General features: G+C 44.5%; 24 protein-coding genes. 1 reads left to right on the top strand and 23 read right to left on the bottom strand.

All coding sequences use genetic code 11. From position 1 onward, the window contains the following. Positions 1-67: 67 nt before the first annotated feature. The 9 genes from codY to ACSQ8P_RS15900 all read right to left on the bottom strand — a co-directional run bounded on the left by codY (position 68) and on the right by ACSQ8P_RS15900 (position 10,522). Positions 68-853 (bottom strand): GTP-sensing pleiotropic transcriptional regulator CodY, encoded by a 786-nt coding sequence (codY, locus tag ACSQ8P_RS15940; RefSeq protein ID WP_056624907.1) that lies wholly within the window; start codon positions 851-853, stop codon positions 68-70. A 36-nt stretch (positions 854-889) separates the two neighbouring features. After that, positions 890-2,287 (bottom strand): ATP-dependent protease ATPase subunit HslU, encoded by a 1,398-nt coding sequence (hslU, locus tag ACSQ8P_RS15935; protein ID WP_436236057.1) that lies wholly within the window; start codon positions 2,285-2,287, stop codon positions 890-892. An 86-nt stretch (positions 2,288-2,373) separates the two neighbouring features. Beyond that, on the bottom strand, positions 2,374-2,928 hold the full coding sequence (gene hslV, locus ACSQ8P_RS15930) for an ATP-dependent protease subunit HslV (RefSeq protein ID WP_057315711.1): 555 nt from the start codon (positions 2,926-2,928) through the stop codon (positions 2,374-2,376). A gap of 195 nt (positions 2,929-3,123) precedes the next feature. Then, complete coding sequence (gene trmFO / locus ACSQ8P_RS15925) at positions 3,124-4,440, bottom strand: FADH(2)-oxidizing methylenetetrahydrofolate--tRNA-(uracil(54)-C(5))-methyltransferase TrmFO (protein ID WP_436236056.1); 1,317 nt, start codon at positions 4,438-4,440, stop codon at positions 3,124-3,126. 12 nt (positions 4,441-4,452) lie between these two features. Then, positions 4,453-6,561, bottom strand: coding sequence for a type I DNA topoisomerase (topA, locus tag ACSQ8P_RS15920; protein ID WP_436236055.1), 2,109 nt, complete (start codon positions 6,559-6,561; stop codon positions 4,453-4,455). Between the two features lie 70 nt (positions 6,562-6,631). Next, positions 6,632-7,723: a DNA-processing protein DprA gene (dprA, locus tag ACSQ8P_RS15915; protein WP_436236054.1), complete on the bottom strand. Its 1,092-nt coding sequence runs from the start codon at positions 7,721-7,723 to the stop codon at positions 6,632-6,634. 115 nt (positions 7,724-7,838) lie between these two features. Beyond that, positions 7,839-8,771: a succinate--CoA ligase subunit alpha gene (gene sucD / locus ACSQ8P_RS15910; protein ID WP_057315715.1), complete on the bottom strand. Its 933-nt coding sequence runs from the start codon at positions 8,769-8,771 to the stop codon at positions 7,839-7,841. 49 nt (positions 8,772-8,820) lie between these two features. Then, on the bottom strand, positions 8,821-9,981 hold the full coding sequence (gene sucC, locus ACSQ8P_RS15905; protein WP_056624886.1) for an ADP-forming succinate--CoA ligase subunit beta: 1,161 nt from the start codon (positions 9,979-9,981) through the stop codon (positions 8,821-8,823). A 283-nt stretch (positions 9,982-10,264) separates the two neighbouring features. Beyond that, complete coding sequence (locus ACSQ8P_RS15900; RefSeq protein ID WP_056624884.1) at positions 10,265-10,522, bottom strand: hypothetical protein; 258 nt, start codon at positions 10,520-10,522, stop codon at positions 10,265-10,267. A gap of 192 nt (positions 10,523-10,714) precedes the next feature. Between ACSQ8P_RS15900 and ACSQ8P_RS15895 the strand changes: the two genes are divergently transcribed. Next, on the top strand, positions 10,715-12,286 hold the full coding sequence (locus ACSQ8P_RS15895; protein ID WP_436236053.1) for a YifB family Mg chelatase-like AAA ATPase: 1,572 nt from the start codon (positions 10,715-10,717) through the stop codon (positions 12,284-12,286). Between the two features lie 67 nt (positions 12,287-12,353). Here the strand turns inward: ACSQ8P_RS15895 and ACSQ8P_RS15890 are convergent, their stop codons facing one another. The 14 genes from ACSQ8P_RS15890 to ftsY form a co-directional block, all read right to left on the bottom strand. Then, on the bottom strand, positions 12,354-12,731 hold the full coding sequence (locus tag ACSQ8P_RS15890; RefSeq protein ID WP_436236052.1) for a YraN family protein: 378 nt from the start codon (positions 12,729-12,731) through the stop codon (positions 12,354-12,356). Beyond that, complete coding sequence (locus tag ACSQ8P_RS15885) at positions 12,731-13,048, bottom strand: EscU/YscU/HrcU family type III secretion system export apparatus switch protein (protein ID WP_436236051.1); 318 nt, start codon at positions 13,046-13,048, stop codon at positions 12,731-12,733. The genes ACSQ8P_RS15890 and ACSQ8P_RS15885 overlap by 1 nt, the downstream gene beginning before the upstream one ends. After that, complete coding sequence (locus tag ACSQ8P_RS15880) at positions 13,045-14,889, bottom strand: hypothetical protein (RefSeq protein WP_436236050.1); 1,845 nt, start codon at positions 14,887-14,889, stop codon at positions 13,045-13,047. Before ACSQ8P_RS15880 ends, ACSQ8P_RS15885 begins: the two co-directional genes overlap by 4 nt. Before the next feature lie 74 nt (positions 14,890-14,963). Then, positions 14,964-15,611: a ribonuclease HII gene (locus ACSQ8P_RS15875; RefSeq protein WP_436236049.1), complete on the bottom strand. Its 648-nt coding sequence runs from the start codon at positions 15,609-15,611 to the stop codon at positions 14,964-14,966. A 136-nt stretch (positions 15,612-15,747) separates the two neighbouring features. Then, the gene (ylqF, locus tag ACSQ8P_RS15870) at positions 15,748-16,611 is read right to left on the bottom strand and encodes a ribosome biogenesis GTPase YlqF (protein WP_056624869.1); all 864 of its coding nucleotides are present in this window, start codon (positions 16,609-16,611) and stop codon (positions 15,748-15,750) included. Between the two features lie 11 nt (positions 16,612-16,622). Further along, complete coding sequence (gene lepB, locus ACSQ8P_RS15865; RefSeq protein WP_056624856.1) at positions 16,623-17,234, bottom strand: signal peptidase I; 612 nt, start codon at positions 17,232-17,234, stop codon at positions 16,623-16,625. A gap of 101 nt (positions 17,235-17,335) precedes the next feature. Then, on the bottom strand, positions 17,336-17,677 hold the full coding sequence (gene rplS, locus ACSQ8P_RS15860; RefSeq protein ID WP_028558249.1) for a 50S ribosomal protein L19: 342 nt from the start codon (positions 17,675-17,677) through the stop codon (positions 17,336-17,338). 163 nt (positions 17,678-17,840) lie between these two features. Beyond that, a complete protein-coding gene (trmD, locus tag ACSQ8P_RS15855) occupies positions 17,841-18,605 on the bottom strand; it encodes a tRNA (guanosine(37)-N1)-methyltransferase TrmD (protein ID WP_436236048.1) in 765 nt (254 codons plus the stop codon). After that, positions 18,602-19,117: a ribosome maturation factor RimM gene (rimM, locus tag ACSQ8P_RS15850; RefSeq protein ID WP_436236047.1), complete on the bottom strand. Its 516-nt coding sequence runs from the start codon at positions 19,115-19,117 to the stop codon at positions 18,602-18,604. Before rimM ends, trmD begins: the two co-directional genes overlap by 4 nt. A gap of 82 nt (positions 19,118-19,199) precedes the next feature. Then, the gene (locus ACSQ8P_RS15845; RefSeq protein ID WP_028558246.1) at positions 19,200-19,430 is read right to left on the bottom strand and encodes a KH domain-containing protein; all 231 of its coding nucleotides are present in this window, start codon (positions 19,428-19,430) and stop codon (positions 19,200-19,202) included. A 26-nt stretch (positions 19,431-19,456) separates the two neighbouring features. After that, positions 19,457-19,729: a 30S ribosomal protein S16 gene (rpsP, locus tag ACSQ8P_RS15840; protein ID WP_028558245.1), complete on the bottom strand. Its 273-nt coding sequence runs from the start codon at positions 19,727-19,729 to the stop codon at positions 19,457-19,459. Positions 19,730-19,766: 37 nt separating this feature from the next. Next, positions 19,767-21,125: a signal recognition particle protein gene (gene ffh, locus ACSQ8P_RS15835; RefSeq protein ID WP_436236046.1), complete on the bottom strand. Its 1,359-nt coding sequence runs from the start codon at positions 21,123-21,125 to the stop codon at positions 19,767-19,769. A gap of 30 nt (positions 21,126-21,155) precedes the next feature. After that, the gene (locus tag ACSQ8P_RS15830; RefSeq protein ID WP_436236045.1) at positions 21,156-21,506 is read right to left on the bottom strand and encodes a putative DNA-binding protein; all 351 of its coding nucleotides are present in this window, start codon (positions 21,504-21,506) and stop codon (positions 21,156-21,158) included. A gap of 81 nt (positions 21,507-21,587) precedes the next feature. Next, positions 21,588-22,577 carry a signal recognition particle-docking protein FtsY gene (gene ftsY / locus ACSQ8P_RS15825; RefSeq protein WP_436236044.1) on the bottom strand — a complete coding sequence of 330 codons (990 nt, stop codon included), beginning with the start codon at positions 22,575-22,577 and terminating at the stop codon, positions 21,588-21,590. Between the last annotated feature and the right edge of the window lie 10 nt (positions 22,578-22,587).

Below are 22,587 nucleotides of genomic sequence, written 5' to 3'. Positions count from 1 at the left end.
TATTACGTTAAGTTACAATAAGAAAAAAGCCCTATCTTTTTACCAGATAGGGCTTTACCATATATCATCACAATTTTGACTTCATCTGTTCAATACTTTGCATGAGTTGTTCATTTAAAATACGGATATAAGTGCCTTTCATTCCAAGTGATCGCGTTTCAATCACGCCAGCACTTTCCAGTTTACGCAGGGCATTTACAATAACTGAACGAGTTATACCCACACGATCTGCAATTTTACTCGCCACCAATAATCCTTCCTTACCATCTAACTCCTCGAATATATGTTCAACAGCTTCCATTTCACTGAAAGACAATGAGCCAATTGCTACTTGAACAACAGCTTTGCTGCGGGCTTCCTCTTCAATTTCTTCCGCGCGTTCTCTTAATATTTCCATTGCAATAACCGTTGAACCATATTCTGCAAGAACCAGATCATCATCAATAAAGTGACCTTCACTTCGACTTAGAATCAAAGTACCCAAACGATCGCCACCACCAATAATTGGCACCAAAGTTGTATGCGTCGCTGGAAACATATCTTTCATCTGGTCTGTATAATAAAAATACGGACTGTCTGGCTCCGATGTAGATGAGGTCTCCTCGATTTTAAGCAACAAATTATTAGATTCAATTGGGAATCTGCGCTCAATTAGAATCGTTTGATTCATTTCAGGAGATACAGGATCATTCGTAACCGCATAGCCCAAAATTTTACCTTTGCGGCTGACCACATAAATATTTGCGATGACGACATCTCTCAGTACTTCTGCCATATCCATAAAGCTAACCGCATTGCCCGCTTCTTTTTGGAGCAAACGATTCAGCCTTCTTGTTTTATTTAATAAACTCATGTAACTGCCTCCTACTAACTGCAACCTGCTTAGTTCTTATAAGATATACTGACTTAAATCTCTATTTTGAACAATACTGCTTAGTTTCTCACGTACATAAGCTGGATTGATCACAAGCGACTCTAATGTAATTTCAGGTGCTTCAAAAGATAAATCTTCAAGCAATTTTTCTAAAATTGTATGTAAACGACGAGCTCCAATATTTTCCGTTTGTTGATTGACTTCAACAGCAATACGAGCAATTTCATGAATAGCTTCCTCTGCAAACTCAACCGTTATACCTTCAGTTTGCAATAAGGCCGTATATTGTTTAGTCAACGCATTCTTCGGCTCTGTTAAAATCGAAACAAAGTCTTCTAATGTTAAATCGCTTAGCTCGACTCGAATTGGGAATCTGCCCTGCAGCTCTGGAATGAGATCAGATGGCTTTGCAATATGAAAAGCTCCTGCCCCAATAAATAACACATAATCTGTTTTAACAGGGCCATACTTGGTCACAACCGTGGAGCCTTCAACGATAGGCAGAATATCTCTCTGAACACCCTCACGCGAAATATCCGGTCCACTTCCACCGCGGCTGCTGCTTGCTATTTTATCAATTTCATCAATAAAAATAATACCACTTTGCTCTGCGCGGTTGATCGATTCCTGGATCACATCGTCCATATCAATTAGTTTCTGCGCTTCTTCTTGTGTTAGAACTTTTCTAGCTTCTTTCACAAGCAATCTCCGTTTTTTCATCTTTTTGGGCAGGAGACTCCCGAACATTTCTTGCATATTCATCCCTGCTTGCTCATTGCCTTGACCACCAAGCATATCAAGCATGGAAGGTGTTGCGTCTTCCACTTCAATTTCAACATGATCATTTTCTAATTTACCATTGGATAATTGTTCGGCGACTTGAGCTCTTTTAGAAGCCAGATTCGAATCAGGCGGCGTCTCTTCTTGCTCATCCTTGTTTTGCCCGCCAAACAACATCTCAAGCGGATTACGCTGTGTTTTGGTACGGGTAGGACTTGGAGCAAGCAAAGTAACTAATCGCTCATTAGCGAGCTTCTCCGCACGATCCTTGACCTTTTCCATTCGTTCTGCTTTGACCATACGTACAGATGTCTCAACTAAATCACGTACCATTGATTCTACATCACGACCCACATATCCCACTTCAGTGAATTTCGTAGCTTCAACTTTAATAAAAGGTGCGCCAACCAACTTCGCAAGTCTCCGCGCAATTTCTGTTTTCCCAACACCAGTAGGTCCAATCATGAGAATGTTTTTCGGCACAATCTCATCTCTCATGCTTTCATCAACAAGATTTCTCCGATATCGATTTCGCAATGCAATCGCAACGGATTTCTTCGCTTTTTTCTGCCCCACAATGTAACGATCCAGTTCATGAACAATTTGTTTAGGGGTAAGAGAGCTGTTTGCCATATGTGATACCCTCCTTAAATGTAGGCCAAAGTTAATTGATCAATTGAGAGCGTGTGCTATTTTTTTATACAAACATACGTTCTAGTTTATTCAATCTCTTCAACAATAATATTATGGTTGGTAAACACACAAATTTCAGCTGCTGTGGTCAACGCCGCGTGGGCAATTTCCTTCGCACTAAGCTGAGGTGCATGTCGGTGCAGCGCTCTACCTGCCGATAGTGCAAAACTCCCGCCAGAACCAATAGCCAAAATGCCATCATCTGGTTCAATTACTTCTCCATTGCCCGAAAGCAACAAAAGTCCCGAGGCATCCATGACAATCATCATGGCTTCCAGTCTCCGCAGCACACGATCCTGACGCCAATCTTTCGTTAGCTCAACTGCTGCCCGTTGAAGATTACCATGGTGTTCTTCCAGCTTGCCTTCAAACTTCTCAAAGAGTGTTATCGCATCTGCTACAGAACCGGCGAAACCAGCAATGACTTTCCCTCTATGTAAACGCCGTACTTTTTTGGCCGTGCTCTTCATGATCATACTATTGCCAAATGTTACTTGCCCATCACCGGCTATAGCTCCCTTACCTTGATGACGAATTGCAAATATCGTTGTCGCATGAAACGTTGCTTGATTGGGTTCCATTTCGATTCACCCCTCTATAAGAATCAATTCCGTTAAGAGATCTCTCCATGCCTATGGGTCGCAAAAATGAGAGAAACCTCTAGCGAGGTCTAAAGGTTGAGTAGACCGCATCTAGAGGTAAATGTATGATCAAACGAATGAAAAATGCAATAAAACATTAATTTATAGTAACACAGTGGATCATCTCATGACAACTTATTCAACGATTGTTTTCTCAAAATTCTGAATACTCTCTAAAGCGCGGTTTGCCAGCTTTTCGTATTTTTCTTTTTTGTTCCGAATACGCTCCGGCAGAGCAGGAAGTAAACCAAAATTTGCATTCATCGGTTGGAAATGTTTGAAGTCTGCAGTTGTAATATACTGTGCCATACTTCCTAATGTCGTTTCAGTTGGCAAGACTACACAGTCTTGTCCTTTCGCCATTCGACCTGCATTTAGTCCAGCAATCAAGCCAGAAGCAGCCGACTCCACGTACCCCTCAACACCTGTCATCTGACCTGCAAAGAATAGATTCTCACGACGTTTGTATTGATAAGTAGGCTCTAACAGCTTAGGTGAGTTAATGAACGTGTTGCGATGCATAACACCATAACGCACGAACTCTGCTTGCTCAAGACCTGGGATTAGCTGGAGGACACGTTTCTGCTCTCCCCATTTCAAATGCGTTTGGAAACCTACCAAGTTGTATAGGGTACCAGCTGCATTATCTTGACGAAGCTGCACTACTGCGTGAGGCATTTTACCTGTGTGCGGATTGATCAAACCAACAGGCTTCATTGGTCCGAATAACACAGTTTGTTTACCGCGTTTCGCCATCACTTCCAATGGCATACAGCCTTCAAAATAGATTTCTTTCTCGAATTCCTTTAATTCCGCGACTTCAGCTGTAATAAGAGCATCGTAGAACACGTTGAACTCTTCTTCCGTCATCGGACAGTTCAAGTATGCTGCTTCCCCTTTATCATAACGAGAAGCCAAGTATACCTTATTCATATCTATGGAATCTTTCTCAACAATAGGTGCTGCCGCATCATAAAAGTATAAATACTCCTCACCCATTAATGCTTTGAGTTCTGCAGCTAAATCTGGAGATGTCAGTGGTCCCGTAGCAACTACTGTGATTCCCTCTGGGAGTGTTTGAAGTTCTTCATTACGAACCTCAATCAATGGGTGATTGCGTAATGTGTTGGTGACTGCTTGAGAGAATCCATCGCGGTCAACCGCTAAAGCGCCTCCAGCAGGTACTGCATGCTCATCAGCACAAGCTAGAATGAGAGAGTCCATCCTTCTCATCTCTTCTTTTAGAACACCAACTGCATTCGTTAGACCATTGGAGCGTAGAGAGTTGCTGCATACAAGTTCAGCGAACTGATCCGTTATATGAGCAGGAGTTTTCCTTACATTACGCATTTCATATAAAGTAACAGGCACGCCTTGACGGGCAATTTGCCATGCGGCTTCACTGCCTGCCAATCCTGCGCCAATGACTGTTACTCTTTGATTTTCTGGCAAAATCAGACACCCCTAATCTTTCATATCATCTGTGTGATCGGATTCGTCAACTGCCTCTTCCTTATGATCACATTGTGTACATTGAATCATAACACCGTTCTTGCTTCGCTTCTCAATCATCATTGAGCTACATGCTGGACATGGCCGATTGACCGGTTTATCCCAGGAAACAAAATCACAAGTTGGATATTGATCGCAGCCGTAGAATACGCGCCCCTTCTTACTTCTACGCTCAACTATTTTACCCGCGTGACATGTTGGGCAAGTAACGCCGATATCCTTAATGATCGGCTTCGTATTCCGGCAGTCTGGGAAACCAGAGCATGCTAGAAATTTACCGAAACGCCCCATTTTATAAACAAGATGCTTTCCGCATTTCTCGCATATTTCATCCGAAACTTCATCTTGAATCTCAATTTCTTTCATTTCTTCTTCTGCAAACTCTAAACGCTTTTCAAAGGAAGTATAGAAAGTATCCAGTACTCGGACCCAATCCTCTTTCCCTTCCTCGACAAAGTCCAACTCTTCTTCCATATGAGCTGTGAACTCGATATCCAGAATCTCCGGGAAAAACTCTTGCATTAATTGAATGACGAGCTCACCTAACTCTGTGGGCACAAATTTCTTCTCTTCGATCGCCACATAGCCACGTTTCTGTATCGTTTCTAGTGTAGGTGCGTAAGTACTTGGTCGCCCAATACCCATTTCCTCAAGTGCACGAACTAAACGTGCCTCTGTATACCTTGGAGGTGGTTGCGTAAAGTGCTGCTTCGGTTCTACACTCTGTTTCGGCAATGAATCGCCTTTTGACAGCGGAGGCAGCAGTTTATCTTCTTCTGTCGTCCCGTCATCATTGCTTTCTACGTATACTTTCATGAACCCAGCAAACTTCATTTTCGATCCATTCGCTCTAAATACAGTCTCTCCTGCGTTTAAATCAATCGTCATCGTATCCAAGATCGCGGATGCCATTTGACTTGCAACAAAGCGATCCCACACCAGCTTGTACAATCGATACTGATCTTTACTCAAGAACGCTTTCATTTGATCAGGTTCACGAAGTACGGAAGTTGGTCGAATTCCTTCATGCGCATCTTGTGCATTCGCATTTTTCTTCAAATACTGACGAGGCGTCTCAGGGTAAAAAGTTGGGCCATACTTCGTCATAATAAAGTCTTTGGCTTCTTCTTGAGCAATAGGAGAAATCCGCGTAGAATCCGTACGCATATAGGTAATTAAACCGACGGTACCTTCTTTTCCTAAATCGATACCTTCATATAATTGCTGCGCCACAGACATCGTTTTGGAAGCACGGAAATTCAGTTTACGCGCCGCTTCCTGTTGCATAGAGCTTGTAATAAAAGGCGGGGAAGGGTTACGTTGACGTTCTTTCTCTTTCACTTCTTTTACAATAAACGCTTCGTTACCCATAGCAGCAAGAATCAAATCGACATCTTCTTGTGAGTGAAGTTCTTTTTTCTCACCATTGTGACTATGATACTTAGCTTCAAATACAGTTTTGCCCGCATCAAGAACCGCTGTAATCGACCAGTACTCTTCTGGTTCAAAAGCTTTAATTTCATTTTCACGGTCTTGAATTAACTTAACCGCTACCGATTGTACACGACCCGCTGACAGTCCTTTCTTCACTTTTTTCCAAAGCAAAGGACTGATTTTGTAACCAACAAGTCGATCCAAAATTCGACGTGCTTGCTGGGCATTTACTAAATCTTGATTGATGCGTCTAGGCGTTTTAAAGGCATCCTTAACGGCTTCCTTCGTAATCTCATTAAATACAACACGACAAAGTTCATCTGGACCAACGTCGAGATAATGGGCTAAATGCCAAGCAATCGCTTCACCTTCGCGATCCGGATCCGCCGCTAGATATATTTTTTTCACTTTTTTACTTGCGTCTTTGAGTTCTTTAAGGATAGAACCCTTTCCGCGAATTGTTATGTATTTAGGCTCAAAGTTACGGTCGACTTCTACGCCAATTTGGCTTTTCGGAAGGTCGCGAATATGACCCATCGATGCTTTCACGATGAACTTACTGCCTAAATATTTGCCGATGGTTTTGGCTTTTGCTGGTGACTCTACAATGACTAACGAATCTGCCATGGTTCGTCCTTCCTCCCCTCTTGGTTTCAAGGTAAGTTTACTTGGCGAGAAGCAAAACTTCGTGATTAGCCTATGCTCGAATGTATGTTGAACCCGGAAGCTGTTTAATCGCCTTTTTCAATACCAAAGATAACAGAACTCCATGCAAATGTCCAAACGTAAATTGAGTATCTTCTAATAGAGTGTCAATTGAGACAGGTGCATCTGACAACTTTCGTACAATTTCGACCTCATCTTCTGAGAGAATGAACGTCGTTTTTTGCTTCAAAGCAACATTTATTTCATCTACATTTATCATGTGTTTATACTCTTCGACAATCTCTTCAACACAGGTGACTAATTTCGCGCCATCCTGCAAAAGCTTGTGAACACCACTGCTTTGTCGTGAGTTAATTGGACCCGGAACCGCGAAAACATCTCGTGAAGCATCTAATGCACACTCAACCGTGATCAATGATCCACTATCCTCTGCTGCCTCTACAACCGTAACACCCAAAGATAATCCCGCGATAATTCGATTCCTCTGTGGGAACATACCTGGGTGCATACCAGTGCCAATCGGGTACTCAGAAATAATTACACCCTCTTGTTCTATATGGCGGTATAACAATGCATTCTCACGTGGGTAAATGGTATTAATCGCACAGCCAAGAACTGCAACAGTTTTCGCTTTTCCCTGCAGTGCGCCAATATGAGCTTTGCTATCTATTCCTCTTGCTATCCCACTTACAATACCAAATCCTGCTCGCGACAGTGAAGCTGCCCATTCCTCAGCAATTTTCTTCCCATACAGTGTAGGGGTTCGTGTACCCACAATACCAAGCAAGCGACCATGTAAGATCGAAGGATCTCCTTTTATATACAAAACCCATGGTGGCTGAGCAATTTCTTGCAGAATTAACGGATAATCCTCATCTAAACGTGTCATGATCCGGATCGCTTGACTTCTATATTGGTGTATCTTTTGTTCAATAAACGCAGGGGTCAATCGTGTCGCAATAGTTTCTGCTATGGTTCTCCGGATTCCACACGAGGCGATATCACCCGCTGTCAACTCCATTAAAACACGAAGTTCAGGGAAACGACTTAAGAGTTGGTGAATCGTTTTCCACCCAATGCCCTCAAGCTCGTGCAAGCCAATTAAACAGTTGCGATTATCCATTAGTATATACACTCCTTCCAAGAATGACAAATCTATGCATGTCGATAAAAATAAAAAAACCTCCCAAATCCCAATAAAGGGAAATGGAAGGTTGCTTACCTTCGTGAAACGAAGCTTATTTTTTTGTGATAACTTTATCAAGCATACCTTTTTCTTCAAGTACGCTAACAAGTGTTGAACCCATTTCGGATGGTGTAGCCGCTACGCGAATACCGCATCTTTCCATAGTTGCAACTTTCTCTGCAGCAGTACCTTTACCACCAGAAATGATGGCACCAGCGTGGCCCATACGTTTTCCTGGAGGCGCTGTTTTACCGCCGATGAAGCCAACAACTGGTTTCGTCATGTTTGCCGCAACCCACTCTGCTGCTTCTTCTTCAGCCGTACCGCCGATTTCACCAATCATGATGACAGCGTACGTATCTGGATCTTCGTTAAAACGTTTAAGAATGTCGATGAACTCGGATCCTTTAACAGGGTCTCCACCGATACCAACTGCGGAGGATTGTCCAATTCCGCGCGTTGTCAATTGGTGAACAGCCTCATAAGTCAATGTTCCAGAACGCGAAACAACGCCTACGTGACCTGGTGTATGAATGTATCCTGGCATAATACCGATTTTGCACTCGCCTGGTGTAATAACACCTGGACAGTTAGGTCCGATAAGAACTGTATTCTTACCTTCTAGGTAACGCTTAACGCGTACCATGTCAAGAACAGGAATACCTTCCGTGATACAGATAACCAATTCAAGCTCAGCTTCAATCGCTTCGATGATGGATTCTGCAGCAAATGCAGGAGGTACATAGATAACGGATGCCGTTGCACCAGTTACTTTTTTCGCCTCAACAACAGTGTTGAAAACAGGCAGCTTAACAAGCTCACCATTTTCCAACGTGATATCTACAGTAGTACCGCCTTTACCAGGAGTTACGCCTCCCACCATTTGCGTGCCGTAGTCTAGACCGCCTTTGGTATGAAACAAACCCGTAGCGCCGGTAATCCCTTGAGTAATGACTTTTGTATGTTTATTGACCAAAATACTCATGATCGATTGTTCACATCCCTTATATATTTTTCAAACCGCTCAGGTTTGATTATTTAACAAGTGCAACGATTTTTTGTGCGCCATCCGCCATGGAATCAGCAGCAACAATGTTCAAACCGGATTCGTTAAGAAGCTTTTTACCAAGCTCTACGTTAGTTCCTTCAAGACGAACTACGAGTGGACGGGAAAGTCCTAGCTCTCTTGCAGCAGCTACTACACCTTCAGCGATTACGTCACAACGCATGATACCACCGAAAATGTTAACGAAAATCCCTTTAACTTGCTCATCGGAAAGGATGATTTTGAAAGCTTCAGTAACTTTCTCTTTCGTAGCACCGCCCCCTACGTCTAGGAAGTTAGCAGGGTCTCCGCCGTAGTGCTTGATAATGTCCATAGTGGCCATAGCAAGTCCAGCGCCGTTAACCATACAACCGATGTTTCCATCAAGTGCGATGTAGCTCAGGTCATATTTGGAAGCTTGGATTTCTTTCGCATCTTCTTCTTCAAGGTCACGAAGTTCAACGATGTCTTTGTGACGGAATAGAGCGTTAGAATCAAAGTTTAATTTCGCATCTAGTGCCATAACGTCGCCAGAGCCAGTTACAACCAATGGGTTGATTTCAGCAATGGAAGCGTCTTTCTCAACGAATGCTTTGTAAAGAGCAAGCATGAACTTAACTGCTTTGTTTACAAGCTCATTCGGGATGTTAATTGCATAAGCAAGTCTACGTGCTTGGAAAGATTGAAGACCGATTGCTGGGTCAACCACTTCTTTGAAAATTTTCTCAGGAGAGTGCTCAGCTACTTCTTCAATTTCCGTACCGCCTTCTTCGGAAGCCATCAAAACAACGCTGCCTGTTGCACGGTCAACAACAACACCAACGTAATATTCTTTCTTAATGTCACAGCCCTCTTCGATCAAAAGGCGTTTAACTTCTTTACCTTCTGGACCTGTTTGGTGAGTGACAAGTACTTTACCTAGTATTTCGCTAGCATATGTACGAACTTCATCGAGGCTTTTGGCTACCTTAACGCCGCCTGCTTTACCGCGACCACCGGCATGAATTTGTGCCTTAACAACGACAACGGATGTTCCAAGTTCTTTTGCTGCTTCAACTGCCTCATCAACAGTAAATGCAACCTTTCCGTTAGGAACGCTGACTCCGTACTGTCTCAGGACTTCTTTGCCTTGATACTCATGGATATTCATTTCCTAAATCCTCCTATCAGTATGGACTTTCTATACGTGCTATACAGGGAAAAGTGTAATTTCCAATTGACGTTGTGCACGAGAATATATCTTGCTACCGGAATTAGTATCACACTTCTTCGCAAGCCCTAACCATTGTATCACATTATTTTCGACAGTTTCTTTATTTTTTTCGTGAATCCATTCAAATTTATCTTTCACTGTGAAAAAATTTAACTATCACGTCACAAATAAAAAAAACGTATTTCTCATGTACTGAAAAATACGTCATGCTTCAACTAGATTAATAAAACGATGTTGGTGTTGTATTTACCCGAGGTTCGCGCTCTGCTTGCTTAATAAAACGCATTTCATTCGCTGAAAAATTACAAATTAAGCACTGTATCGTTGGCTCAGGCTCAGGAATGACGCCAGGATCATGGAATTCGGTAATATTCCCGGATAGTGCATCCTTTAAAAAAGACTGCGAATAGCTCGTGATTACATTAAATTTAATGCGATTTGAACGGCAATTGGGACAAAAATATGGTTTTTCCTGCATATCATCACCTCATCTTCCAGTATGTGCATGTCGCACATTTTTAAAACGTGAAAGTGCATCGACAATATTTGCGTAATTTTACCAATTGCGATTATAATAAAAGAAATTAATCGATTAATGAGGAAGCACCTTTTATCCAATTCGAACTCAGTTCTTGCGACTGTGAATTCCATGGAGAAGAAGGTGTTTTTTATGTATGGCAAAGTTATGAGTGCTTGTTTACAAGGAATTGAAGGACGCACGATCGAAGTAGAAGTCGATATTTCGAGTGGCTTACCTCAAATAAACCTAGTTGGCCTCCCTGATTCAGCGATTCGTGAATCCGTGGAACGCGTTCGTTCTTCGATTAAAAATTGTGGTTTCACCTTCCCTATGGACCGGATTACTGTAAATCTCGCTCCAGCTGACTTGCGCAAGGAAGGCTCGTCTTTCGATCTTGCGATTGCTGTTGGCATTCTCATTACTACAGGCCAAGTGCATGTTGAAGGCTTCGCTTCCACATTATTTCTAGGAGAACTAGCGCTAGACGGTTCTCTTCGTCCTATTCCCGGTGTTCTGTCCATGGTCCATGCAGCCAAGAAGACGGGAATTAAGCGAGTTTGTCTATCAACTGCTAACGCACAAGAAGCTGCTTTAATTGAAGGTGTTGAGGTTTGTGTCATTACGAATCTATCTGATTTCAAAAATTGGAACAAATGTTCCCACGCCGAATTTATTTATCAATCAGCTGAGCGTGAATCAACCGATTTTTCTAACTCCGTCATTAGTCCCCTTGGTTATGTTGAAGATTATGCTGACGTTAATGGACAGCATCAGGTCAAGCGTGCCATGATGATAGCTGCCGCAGGCATGCACAATCTACTCCTCCTTGGACCTCCAGGTACTGGGAAAACGATGCTTATCAAACGTCTGCCTTCTATACTTCCGCCTTTAACAGACCGTGAAGCACTCGAAGTTACGAAGATTTACAGCGCTTCTGGCAAGCTGATAGACCGTTCCACACTGATGCGTGCAAGATCGTTCCGCGCTCCACACCACTCCATCTCAGCTGCCGGTCTCGTTGGCGGTGGAACCATCCCCAAACCCGGTGAAGTGAGTTTATCTCATCGTGGTATTCTCTTCTTAGACGAGCTTCCGGAGTTTACTCGAAACGCACTTGAAGTACTCAGACAGCCACTTGAAGATCGCTATGTGATGATTGCCAGAGCAAGAGCCGTGTACACATTCCCGTCCCATTTTATATTAGCCGCAGCCATGAACCCCTGCCCATGTGGCTATTATGGTGCTGAAACAGAAGCTAATGCTTGCATCTGCAGTCCCGCTAAGATCGTTCAGTATCGCTCCAAAATTTCAGGTCCGCTTCTCGATCGAATTGATCTCCATATTGAAGTCCCAAAGCCCAGCTATGCCCAACTTAAAGATAACGCTGCTAATTTGTCGTCTGGTGAAATGCGAGCTAGGGTCATGCAGGCCCATATGCGACAGCAGCAGCGTTATGCAGGAACAGATATTCAGCATAATAATGAATTGAGCGGAAGATTAATGCGTGAGATTTGTCAATTAACACCTGAATGTGATCAGCTATTGCGTACTTCATTTGACGCATTGGGCTTAAGTGCACGCGCGCATGATCGGATTTTGCGGCTAGCGCTCACGATTTCGGATCTAGACGGTTGTGATCGCATTCTCCCCGCTCATCTTGCAGAAGCTATCCAATATCGGAATTTAGATAAAAACCAACGAATTGATGAGATTGTGATCTAAGCAAATTTGTGGGTAGAGTCACATTGAATGAGAAAAGCCCTTTGACTTGTCATTGGCTAACTGACTGTTAAAAGGCTTCTTGTATATGTATAATTCTCGGATCCGTGTTACTTTCCGACATTTCAACTGCGATGACATCGAATTGAATCGATTGCTCGTATTTCTGAAAGCGATGCATATAAAATTGTGCAATTTCACGAACCTTCGCCTGCTTGCGGTAGTCCACGGATTCTTTGGCCGTACCGAATCGGTTAGACGGACGTCTTGTTCGCACCTCAATAAAAATGAGCTTATTCGACTTCTCTGCAATGATATCGATCTCGCCAGAACGACAGCGCCAATTCCGCTCAACAATCTGATACGCCTGCTCTACGAGATAACTGAACGCCAGTTCCTCACCTTGTCTTCCCAACATTTTGCGATCATCTTTATGAAGTTTGCTCATCAATCTAAACCTCGCGAAGGCTTCATCCGCTGATCGGATCGATAAATAAAACTTAGCACTTCAGCTACTAATTGGTAAAGTTCCGGCGGTATTTCTTGATCTAAATCAAGTTTGGATAGCACCTCAACTAACGATTTATCCTCTTGAATCGGAATGCCACTTTCCTTCGCCTTTTGCAAAATAGCTTCAGCCATATGCCCTTTCCCTTTGGCTATGAGGGTTGGGGCTTTCTGTGCCTCTGGTGAATACCGCAGCGCTACTGCTTTCTTTATCGGGGTAAGCTGTGATTCTCCGAGCGTTTTTTTTTGGGGACTCATGCGCGTACATCAACCCCTTTATAGGTCATAGGGCGATAAAGTTCACTTAAATCTACGCGACCGTCCAAAGATCCTATTTTAGTTACCTCTTCCTTACCTTCTTGAATTTCAGGAGGCTTTGGGTATGGCGAACATTTTAACGAAATAAACTGATAACCCACGCTATTCATGGCAGTGGCAATCTCATCTTTGGATGACTCCATCAAACCAGCTAGAGCCGGATGATCATTGTGAATGTTCAATGAAACAATTTTGTTCACTACTTGAACATCGAGTAACGTATTGCCCATCACCTTCATCTGAAGATCAAACAAAAGACGACAGTTGCTTGCATCTACCTCGCCACGGCTTCCTTTACGGGATTGTATATGAATAGCTGCTGTTTGCTGACCCGTGTTGTCCAGGAAGGGGACAAACATGGTCATTTGGGTAAACATTGCATTCTTGTCATTCGTCAACATAAGCTGCTGCCCCGTAATTTGACTGACCGCTTGCTGTGCCGCTTCTTTAAGTGGCGCAGGTGTATCGTCAGATGCTGTAAGTTGAAGCAAAAGGCTTTTCAGGGTTTCTGTGGCTGGCTTAGCGATATCGCCTTGTTGATCTTCAGAGGTGTTAGTGCGAATTAGCGAAAAGGAGTCATCCGTCGCTTGTTGGCGCACTGGCACAGCATTGCCGCGCTCGTCTAGCTTGGCGGCCACATGCGATTCATGCTCAACGCCAACGGCTTTGAGCATCTTGCTGATCCAGTTTGTCTCTAGATCAGTATTGGGCGTTTCTAGAGGCGCACTAACTTGCGCCTCTTTAGGGGCAAGCCCGCCCTCCTGCTTCGCAGGGGGGGCTTGCACAGGCACAGGCGCTGGCGAACCCGCTTGCAGCGGTTCGCCTTGTTTCACAGGCTCAGCGCCGTGCGCATGAGCATGGACGGTATCGGCCGCCGGCTTCGCCGAGGCGGCCAATGTCGCCGCGCCAGCAGGTGGCGGCGCGGGAGGCTCTTCGCCCGCTGCTGGCACGGCGGGCGGGGCTGCAATGGCAGCGGCCGCAGGCTCGCTGCCACGCGGCGCAGCCACGGTAGTGCCACCAGCCTGCGGAGCAGCTGGTGCATTCGCCTGCGGCGGCGCAGCCGCAGGCTCGTCCGCGGCGGAGGCTGGCGCAGCCGGCTCCGCAGGACGTACAGCGGCGGCCGTCGCCCGCAGCTCCTTGAGCAGCGACACAACCTGCTTGGCGGTATCCGCCGCAGGGTGTGTCGGGTCTTGCTCAAGCAGCGCGTTCGCCTGCTGCTCGAGCTTCTCCAACACCTGGCCCGCCGGAGGGCCAGTCGTCACTTGCTTTAAGGCATCCACTGTCGCAGGTGTAAGCGGCAACCCCTTTTTAGAGGCTAACACGGCCGCTTGCAGCCACTCTTCCTTATTGCCCCCTTGGGGCATCTCACGCATCACTGACTCAAATGCCTTTACATTTTCCTTGGACACGGGAATGCCTTCTTGCTGTATCTGCTGAACCATTTGACGATTGCCTGCCGTATCCTTTATCTCAAAAGCCTTCAAAAGTTCACCCAGCGAGTCATCCGCGATCTGCACGTCAGAAGCAACAAGCGGCTTCAAAATAATTTGACCGCCCTTAGATTCCGGTTGAACCTGCAGCATGGTAACATCACCTTGTTTGAGAGGAGTTTCCAATTTCGCACGAACTTGTGTTCCACCTATATTTACTAGCGCTTCTTGTTCACTCAGGAGCTGAAGCACGACACCTTTGACAATTTGTCCAACTTTTAATTCGAGCGTCTTCGGATCAGCCGCCGTTAAATCCCCTACCAAGTTACGAATTAATCCACTAATATTCACACAGCTCACCTCAAATCTAATTACACGTATGTATATTATCGGCGTTTGATGCCACTTTCGTTACATCTTAATATTTAGATGAAATCAAATAAGAGCTGTTCGTTTTGCACTTCGTTCTCTTGCGCTTCTAGCTGAGCCATAATTTTACGAATAAATAATTTCCTATGTAGCGGCGTCGGCCCGTATCTCATGAGCATCTCTCGATGGTGCTTTGTCGCATAACCTTTATGTACGGCAATTCCGTATTCTGGATACTGCTCGTCCCATTCCGCACACATTCGATCTCTCGTCACTTTGGCGATGATGGAAGCAGCCGCGATGGATTGACTTAACGCATCCCCATGAATGATGGCCGATTGCGGTAGATCTATGTCCACATTTTCAGCATCAACTAGTAAATAATCCGGTACTTGATCCAGTTTCTCTACCGCTCGCTTCATGGCTAGTCTTGATGCTTGTTTGATATTTATTGCTTCTATGTCATCTACGTTGACAATGCCAACACCAACCGATATAGCCTCATTCATTATCTGATCGAACAAAAGTTCGCGCTTCTTCTCCGATAGCTTCTTGGATTCATTTACACCTTCAAGTACATGTCCCATCGGAAGAATAACCGCGGCAGCCACGACATCCCCAAATAGGCAACCGCGACCAACCTCATCTATACCTGCTATTGCCGTGAAACCTTGCTGCCATATGTCTTTCTCATGTTCTAGCACTATCTCGGCCCCTTTCCCATGCCTTCATTATAAGGGATCACCACTTCTTCAAGCCACACCCATTTTTTTCAACTTTATCTCTACAAAAAAAGAAAAACCCAAGGCTCAGCCCCAGGTTCTTCCTGATTCATCATCATTAAAATGGTCGTTCCAATGAAATACGTCCCATTTTCCCTGCTCTCAGATCACGAATAATAATGAGGGAAGCTTTGTCCAAATCGACTTTTCCCCCGCTCACGATAGCGCCGCGCTTACGCCCGATCGCTTCCATGACCTTCACCATTTCTTGAATATTATCCATATCTTCCGGTAGTTCCTGAACACCAAAGCGCTCTTGGATACCAGCTCCATAATGCTGAACCATATATTTAATGGTAAACAAAGCTACGTCATCTAAATGCAGAAGCTCTTCCTTAATTGCCCCAGTTGCAGCCAAACGCATGCCAACCATCTGGTCTTCAAATTTAGGCCACAAAATCCCCGGTGTATCGAGCAGATCCATCTCGGTGCCAACCTTGATCCATTGCTGACCTTTGGTCACACCAGGCTTATCACCCGTCGCAGCAATCTTCTTACCCGCCAACTGATTAATAAGAGTGGACTTACCGACGTTCGGAATGCCAACAATGAGCGCTCTAATCGCACGGGGATTAATCCCTTTACGCAGCATCGTCTCAATTTTATGAGCCCACAGCTGTTTGACGCGAGGCAGAATCTCCTTGACATGCGTTCCGTTCGCAGCGTCAATTGGCAAGGCAGGTAAGCCTTGATCTGCAAAATATTTCACCCATTCTGCCGTTACTTGCGGGTCAGCCAGGTCATTTTTGTTGAGCAATACGAGACGCGGCTTGCCTTTTAAAATCTCATCAACCATCGGGTTCCGGCTGGATAGCGGGATTCGGGCATCCAAGAGCTCAATCACGACGTCAATCAGTTTAAGCTTTTCCTCAATCTGTCTGCGAGCCTTGGTCATGTGACCGGGAAACCATTGAATGGTCATTTCTCTTCACCTCAAAAATGTATGAAACTAATTTTCTTCACCGGCCAGAAAATCACTTCTGCACGGCCTACGATTTTATTGTAAGGCACAAAGCCAACACTTTTCGTACGACTATCTTTGGAATTCGGACGATTGTCACCCATGGCAAAAATCTCGCCTTCCGGCACTTTTGTTTCCGGGAAATCCAGTAAAGTATTGTAAGGATGGCCTTCTTTAACCGCTTGATCAATAGCAGCTTGAATAAATGGTTGTGCCAGTTCTTCACCGTTAATGTACACCTTGTCCCCAACTACCTTCACGGTTTCTCCAGGTAGGGCGATGACACGCTTAATATAATCTTTGCCTTCAGGTGCGTGGAAAACGATGACTTCGCCTCGCTTCGGATCACGAATATCGTACACAATTTTATTGACAATCAATCGCTCTCCCGTAAAGAAATTCGGATGCATCGAATCTCCATCAACAATAAATGGGGAGAAGAGGAACCAACGAATAATAATAACAAGCACACCTGCGATTACTAACGCTTTTATCCATTCCCACGTTTCACTTTTTGTTTGTACGGTCTTTGCTGGAGTAGCACTGATCGGCTGATTGGGTTGCATTTGATCGTTATGTTCCATCACTGACGGCCTCTCTTCCAGTTTTGGTATGATCTCTATTATGTCCTATTATGTACAGAAAAAATGAAAAGGAGACTTGACTGAACAAGCCCCCCATTTTACTATCGAATTTCTTTAATTCTTGCTGCTTTACCACGAAGACCACGCAGATAATAAAGTTTCGCACGACGAACTTTACCACGGCGAGCCACTTCAATCTTGTCAATCTTCGGAGAATGGAATGGGAAAGTTCTTTCCACACCCACACCGTAAGAAATTTTACGAACTGTAAACGTTTCGCTGATTCCACCGCCGTGGCGTTTAATAACAACACCTTCGAACAGCTGAATACGCTCACGTGTACCCTCGATAACTTTTACGTGTACTTTAAGTGTGTCTCCTGGACGAAAATTAGGAATATCCGTACGGAGTTGCTCTTTCGTAATCTCTTGAATAAGATTCATAGTTGACTCCCTCCTTCCACACAGGTGTTCATTCCGCTAATAGTTAGTAAAATCTAAGTTGTTATGCGTAGAGGACCACCAGACTCGAACTGTTGAAAAAATCACAACAGAATATATAATATCATAGTCCCAGGATTAATTCAATAGAGAAGATTCCGAGGACTTATATATTTTGTTCTTGCTTTTGCTTTTTCCACTCAGCCACCCATAGCTTTTCCTCTTTGGACAATATTCTGCCCTCAAGTAAATCTGGCCGGCGCTCTAAAGTCCGGATGAGTGACTCTTTGTTCCGCCATTTCTTCACATTGGCATGGTGACCCGATAAAAGCATCTCAGGAACTTCCCAATCTCTGAACTTGGCGGGGCGTGTGTAATGAGGATATTCCAGAAGTCCCGTTGAGAAAGAATCCGTCACAGCAGACATCTCGTTCCCGAGTACCCCAGGTAGAAGTCTCACTACACTGTCTATAATGACCATAGCGGGTATTTCACCACCGGTTAGTACATAATCACCTACAGACAGCTCGTCCGTCACTAGATACTGTCTAATCCGTTCATCATATCCCTCATAGTGGCCACAAATAAATACAAGATGCTCTTCACCAGCTAGTTCTTCCGCTTTCTTCTGGGTAAAGGTCTCCCCCTGTGGACATAACAAGATGACCCGCGGCTTGACAGCTACTCCTTCAGCTGTTTGATGCGTTGGCAAATCTTCAACGGCACCAAAAATCGGTTCTGGCTTTAGTACCATCCCCCCGCCGCCGCCATAAGGGTAATCGTCAACCGTATTATGCTTATTCGTGGAATAATCTCGAAAATTAACCGTGCTCAAGGAAACGATTCCTTTATCACGCGCTTTCCCTAAAATACTAGAAGAGAACACGCCTTCAAACATTTCTGGGAATAAGGTTAAGACATCAACTCTCATTCCAATAACCCTTCCATCAGATGAATTCGAATTGTTTTGTTCGGAATATCCACGTTAAGAATGACATCATCAATAACGGGAAGTAATAGCTGCTTACCTTTAGGTAAAGCAACCACCCAGACATCGTTAGCTCCTGGCGTTAGTATTTCAGAGATCAGCCCCAGCTCTTGCTCATCTTCTGTAACAACTTTACAACCGATGATTTCGTGATAATAATACTCTCCCTCTTCCAGCGGCTTTTGATCCTTAGCCTCAATCTTTAGCAGGGAGCCTTTAAATTTCTCAACATCATTAATATTCGAGAATTGACTGAACAAGACAATAAATACGTTTTTATGTAAGCGGGACGTTTTCACTGTCACCGGCGTTTGCTTATTTTGAGAGTCTACAATGATTAATGAATTTCCCACATCGAACCGTTCTGGAAAATCTGTTTCAGGCACGATTTTTAACTCCCCACGTATCCCGTGGCTATTTACGACTTTACCAACCGTCACTAATTTCTCCGTCATATGTGCTTGCCCAACCTCCACATTAAATTACCTTCTTTTCATATGCGAAAAAAGGCTAGGAATTGAATCCTAACCTCATTTCTTATGAAACGATTTCAACGGCTACCCGCTTCGTTTCTTTCACAGCTGCCGACGTGACAACTGTACGGAGCGATTTCGCAATCTTGCCTTGCTTGCCAATCACTTTACCGACATCGTCGGGATGAACAGAAAGCCTGTACTCGATCTTGTCCTCTTTCTCCACCACAGCGACACGTACCTCTTCCGGATGATCGACAAGAGCCTTAGCAATAACGGTGATAAGATCCTTCATGAACCCACCCTCCGAAAGATAACAGATTACTTCTGTAATTTCAGCTCGTGAAACTTAGTCATCAAACCTGCTTTTGAGAACAGGCTGCGAACTGTATCGGACGGTTGAGCGCCAGTTTGAAGCCATTTAAGCGCTTTTTCCTCATCAAGAACCACAGCTGCTGGTTCAGCAATTGGATTATAAGTACCGATTTCTTCGATAAAACGACCATCACGCGGGGAACGGGAATCCGAAACCACGACACGGTAGAAAGGAGCTTTATGAGCGCCTACACGTTTAAGACGAATACGTACTGCCATTGAAAAATCACCTCCTACTTAGAATAAACACCATTATTTAAAAGGGAAATTTAAATCCCTTGCCTAACTTTTTCATGCCTTTGGCACCTTTCGGTCCCATCATACCCGAGAATTGCTTCATCATCTTACGCATATCATCGAACTGCTTGATGAAACGATTGACTTCCTGCACCGTATTCCCGCTCCCTGCTGCAATCCGCTTGCGACGATTTGCATTCAGCAGCTCAGGCTTACGCTTCTCTTCGGTTGTCATCGACTTCACAATAGCTTCAACGCGAGCCATTTGCTTCTCGTCAACCTTCATATCTTTCATGCCTTTAATCTTGTTCGCTCCAGGCAGCATATCAAGAATTTGGTCAAGTGGCCCCATCTTCTTCACTTGCTCCATCTGCTCAATGAAGTCCTCGAAGGTGAATTCAGCGTTGCGCATTTTGCGCTCCATCTCTTTCGCCTTATCCATATCGATACCAGCTTGCGCTTTCTCAATTAAGGAGAGCATATCGCCCATACCGAGAATTCTTGAGGCCATACGGTCAGGATAAAATGGTTCTAAAGCATCCATTTTCTCACCGCTGGCTACGAACTTGATCGGACAACCTGTTACCGCCTTGACGGATAACGCAGCACCACCGCGCGTATCTCCATCTAGTTTGGTTAACACAACACCGGATAATTCAAGCTGTTGATGAAAGCTTTCTGCCACATTGACAGCGTCTTGCCCTGTCATCGCATCGACAACTAGCAAAATCTCATCTGGGCTCGTAGCTTCACGAATATTCTTGAGCTCGTCCATAAGGTTTTCATCAATGTGCAAGCGACCTGCTGTATCGATAATCACATAGTCATTACCGTTATCCTTCGCGTGTTGAAGACCCGCTTTGGCAATCTCGACAGGGCTCACTTTATCACCTAGTGAGAAAACCGGCACCTTCAGTTGTTCACCCAGCACTTCCAACTGCTTAATCGCCGCGGGACGATAAATGTCACACGCAACAAGAAGCGGTCTGTGATTCTGTTTCAACAACATTTTAGCTAATTTGCCTGAGGTCGTTGTTTTACCAGCCCCTTGCAAACCAGCCATCATAATAACCGTCGGCGGTCGATTCGAACGTGCTAGCTTACTTTGTGTACCACCCATAAGGGCTGTAAGTTCTTTGTTCACGATATCGATAACAACCATGCCCGGCGTGAAAGATTTCAGAACTTCTTGTCCGATCGCTTGCTCTTTCACTTTCGCAATAAAGTCTTTCACAACTTTAAAGTTAACGTCCGCTTCAAGCAGTGCCAATCGTACCTCGCGAAGCGCTTCGCCTACATCTTCTTCCGTCAGCTTACCTTTGCTTCTCAGCTTGCCGAACACATTCTGCAATCGGTTTGCTAATCCTTCAAATGCCATGCGCTTCACCTCCTGCTTCTAACTAAGGTTTCAATCCATGCCTACTATTGTATCAAAAAGCTCTGTCACTTTCCTCTTTAGCGCCGGATCACAATCACTCAATCCAGCATCTAAATCTTGACGCAGCTTCATGCGTTGTTCGTGCTTATGTAACAGCTTTAACTTACTCTCATATTCCTGCAGTGTCAATTCCGCACGTTTGATATGCTCATAGACCGCTTGGCGGCTGATCGTGAAGTTCTCAGCAATCTCCCCGAGGGAGTAATCATCATGGAAGTACAGTTCAAGAAATGTTCGCTGTTTATCGGTCAACAATGCTTCATAGAAATCAAACAGCAGGTTAATGCGATTCGTTTTCTCCAACATAGGATCGACAGTCATAATCTACCTCCGTAAAGGTTGCACACTTGACACCAGCACAACAGAACCTATCATACTGAATTCCAAGATGATTGTCAAGCATTATACCTTGTCAGTATTTTCACCTATCCATTTACCAAAAAGCGCATGCACAAACTGCTCGGAATCGAACTGCTGGAGATCATCCATCTTCTCACCAAGCCCTACATATTTAACCGGTAACGAGAGTTCTTGACGGATCGCCACGACGATCCCCCCCTTAGCTGTTCCATCTAATTTGGACAATACTAAGCCCGTTAGACCTGTTTTATCACCAAAAAGCTTAGCTTGGCTAAGTGCATTTTGACCAGTCGTTGCATCCAGAACAAGAATAACTTCATGGGGAGCATCAGGCACTTCGCGTTGGATCACACGATAAATTTTGTTAAGCTCCTCCATCAAATTCACTTTGTTCTGCAAACGCCCCGCCGTATCGCATAAAAGAATGTCTACACCGCGTGTTTTGGCTGCTTGTACAGCATCGTACATAACCGCGGCAGGATCTGCACCGGATTGTTGCTTAATCACATCAACACCTACGCGCTCACCCCAGGTTTCAAGCTGCTCAATGGCGCCTGCACGGAACGTATCACCAGCGGCCATCAGCACCTTCTTCCCTTGAGATTTGAACATGTGAGCCATTTTACCGATCGTCGTCGTCTTACCTACACCGTTAACACCAACGAACAGGATAACCGTCAAGCCATTAGGATTGATGTTTAGCCCGGCATCCGCATCCCCTTTTAACAACTCAATCAGTTTTTCTGAAAGGATCGGTTGAAGCTCGGCCGGATCTTCAATTTTACGTTTTTTTACCTCAGCACGAAGTTCATCAATCAACTTGAGAACCGTATTCACGCCAACGTCTGCGCCAATTAGGATCTCTTCCAGTTCTTCGTAAAAATCTTCATCTATTTTCTTGCGTCGGCTAAATAAATCATCGACACGGTTCACGAACGCATCCCGCGTTTTCGTTAAACCTTCCTTAAATTTATTGGTTACTGCTTCAGCTTTACCTGAAATGCTTTCTTTCAATCGTTTAAAAAAGCTCATAGTTCCTCCT

The organism is Paenibacillus sp. LjRoot153, from assembly GCF_964253085.1.
Taxonomy (GTDB): Bacteria; Bacillota; Bacilli; order Paenibacillales; family NBRC-103111; genus Paenibacillus_E.
This window is presented reverse-complemented; position numbering and strand designations above follow the sequence as displayed.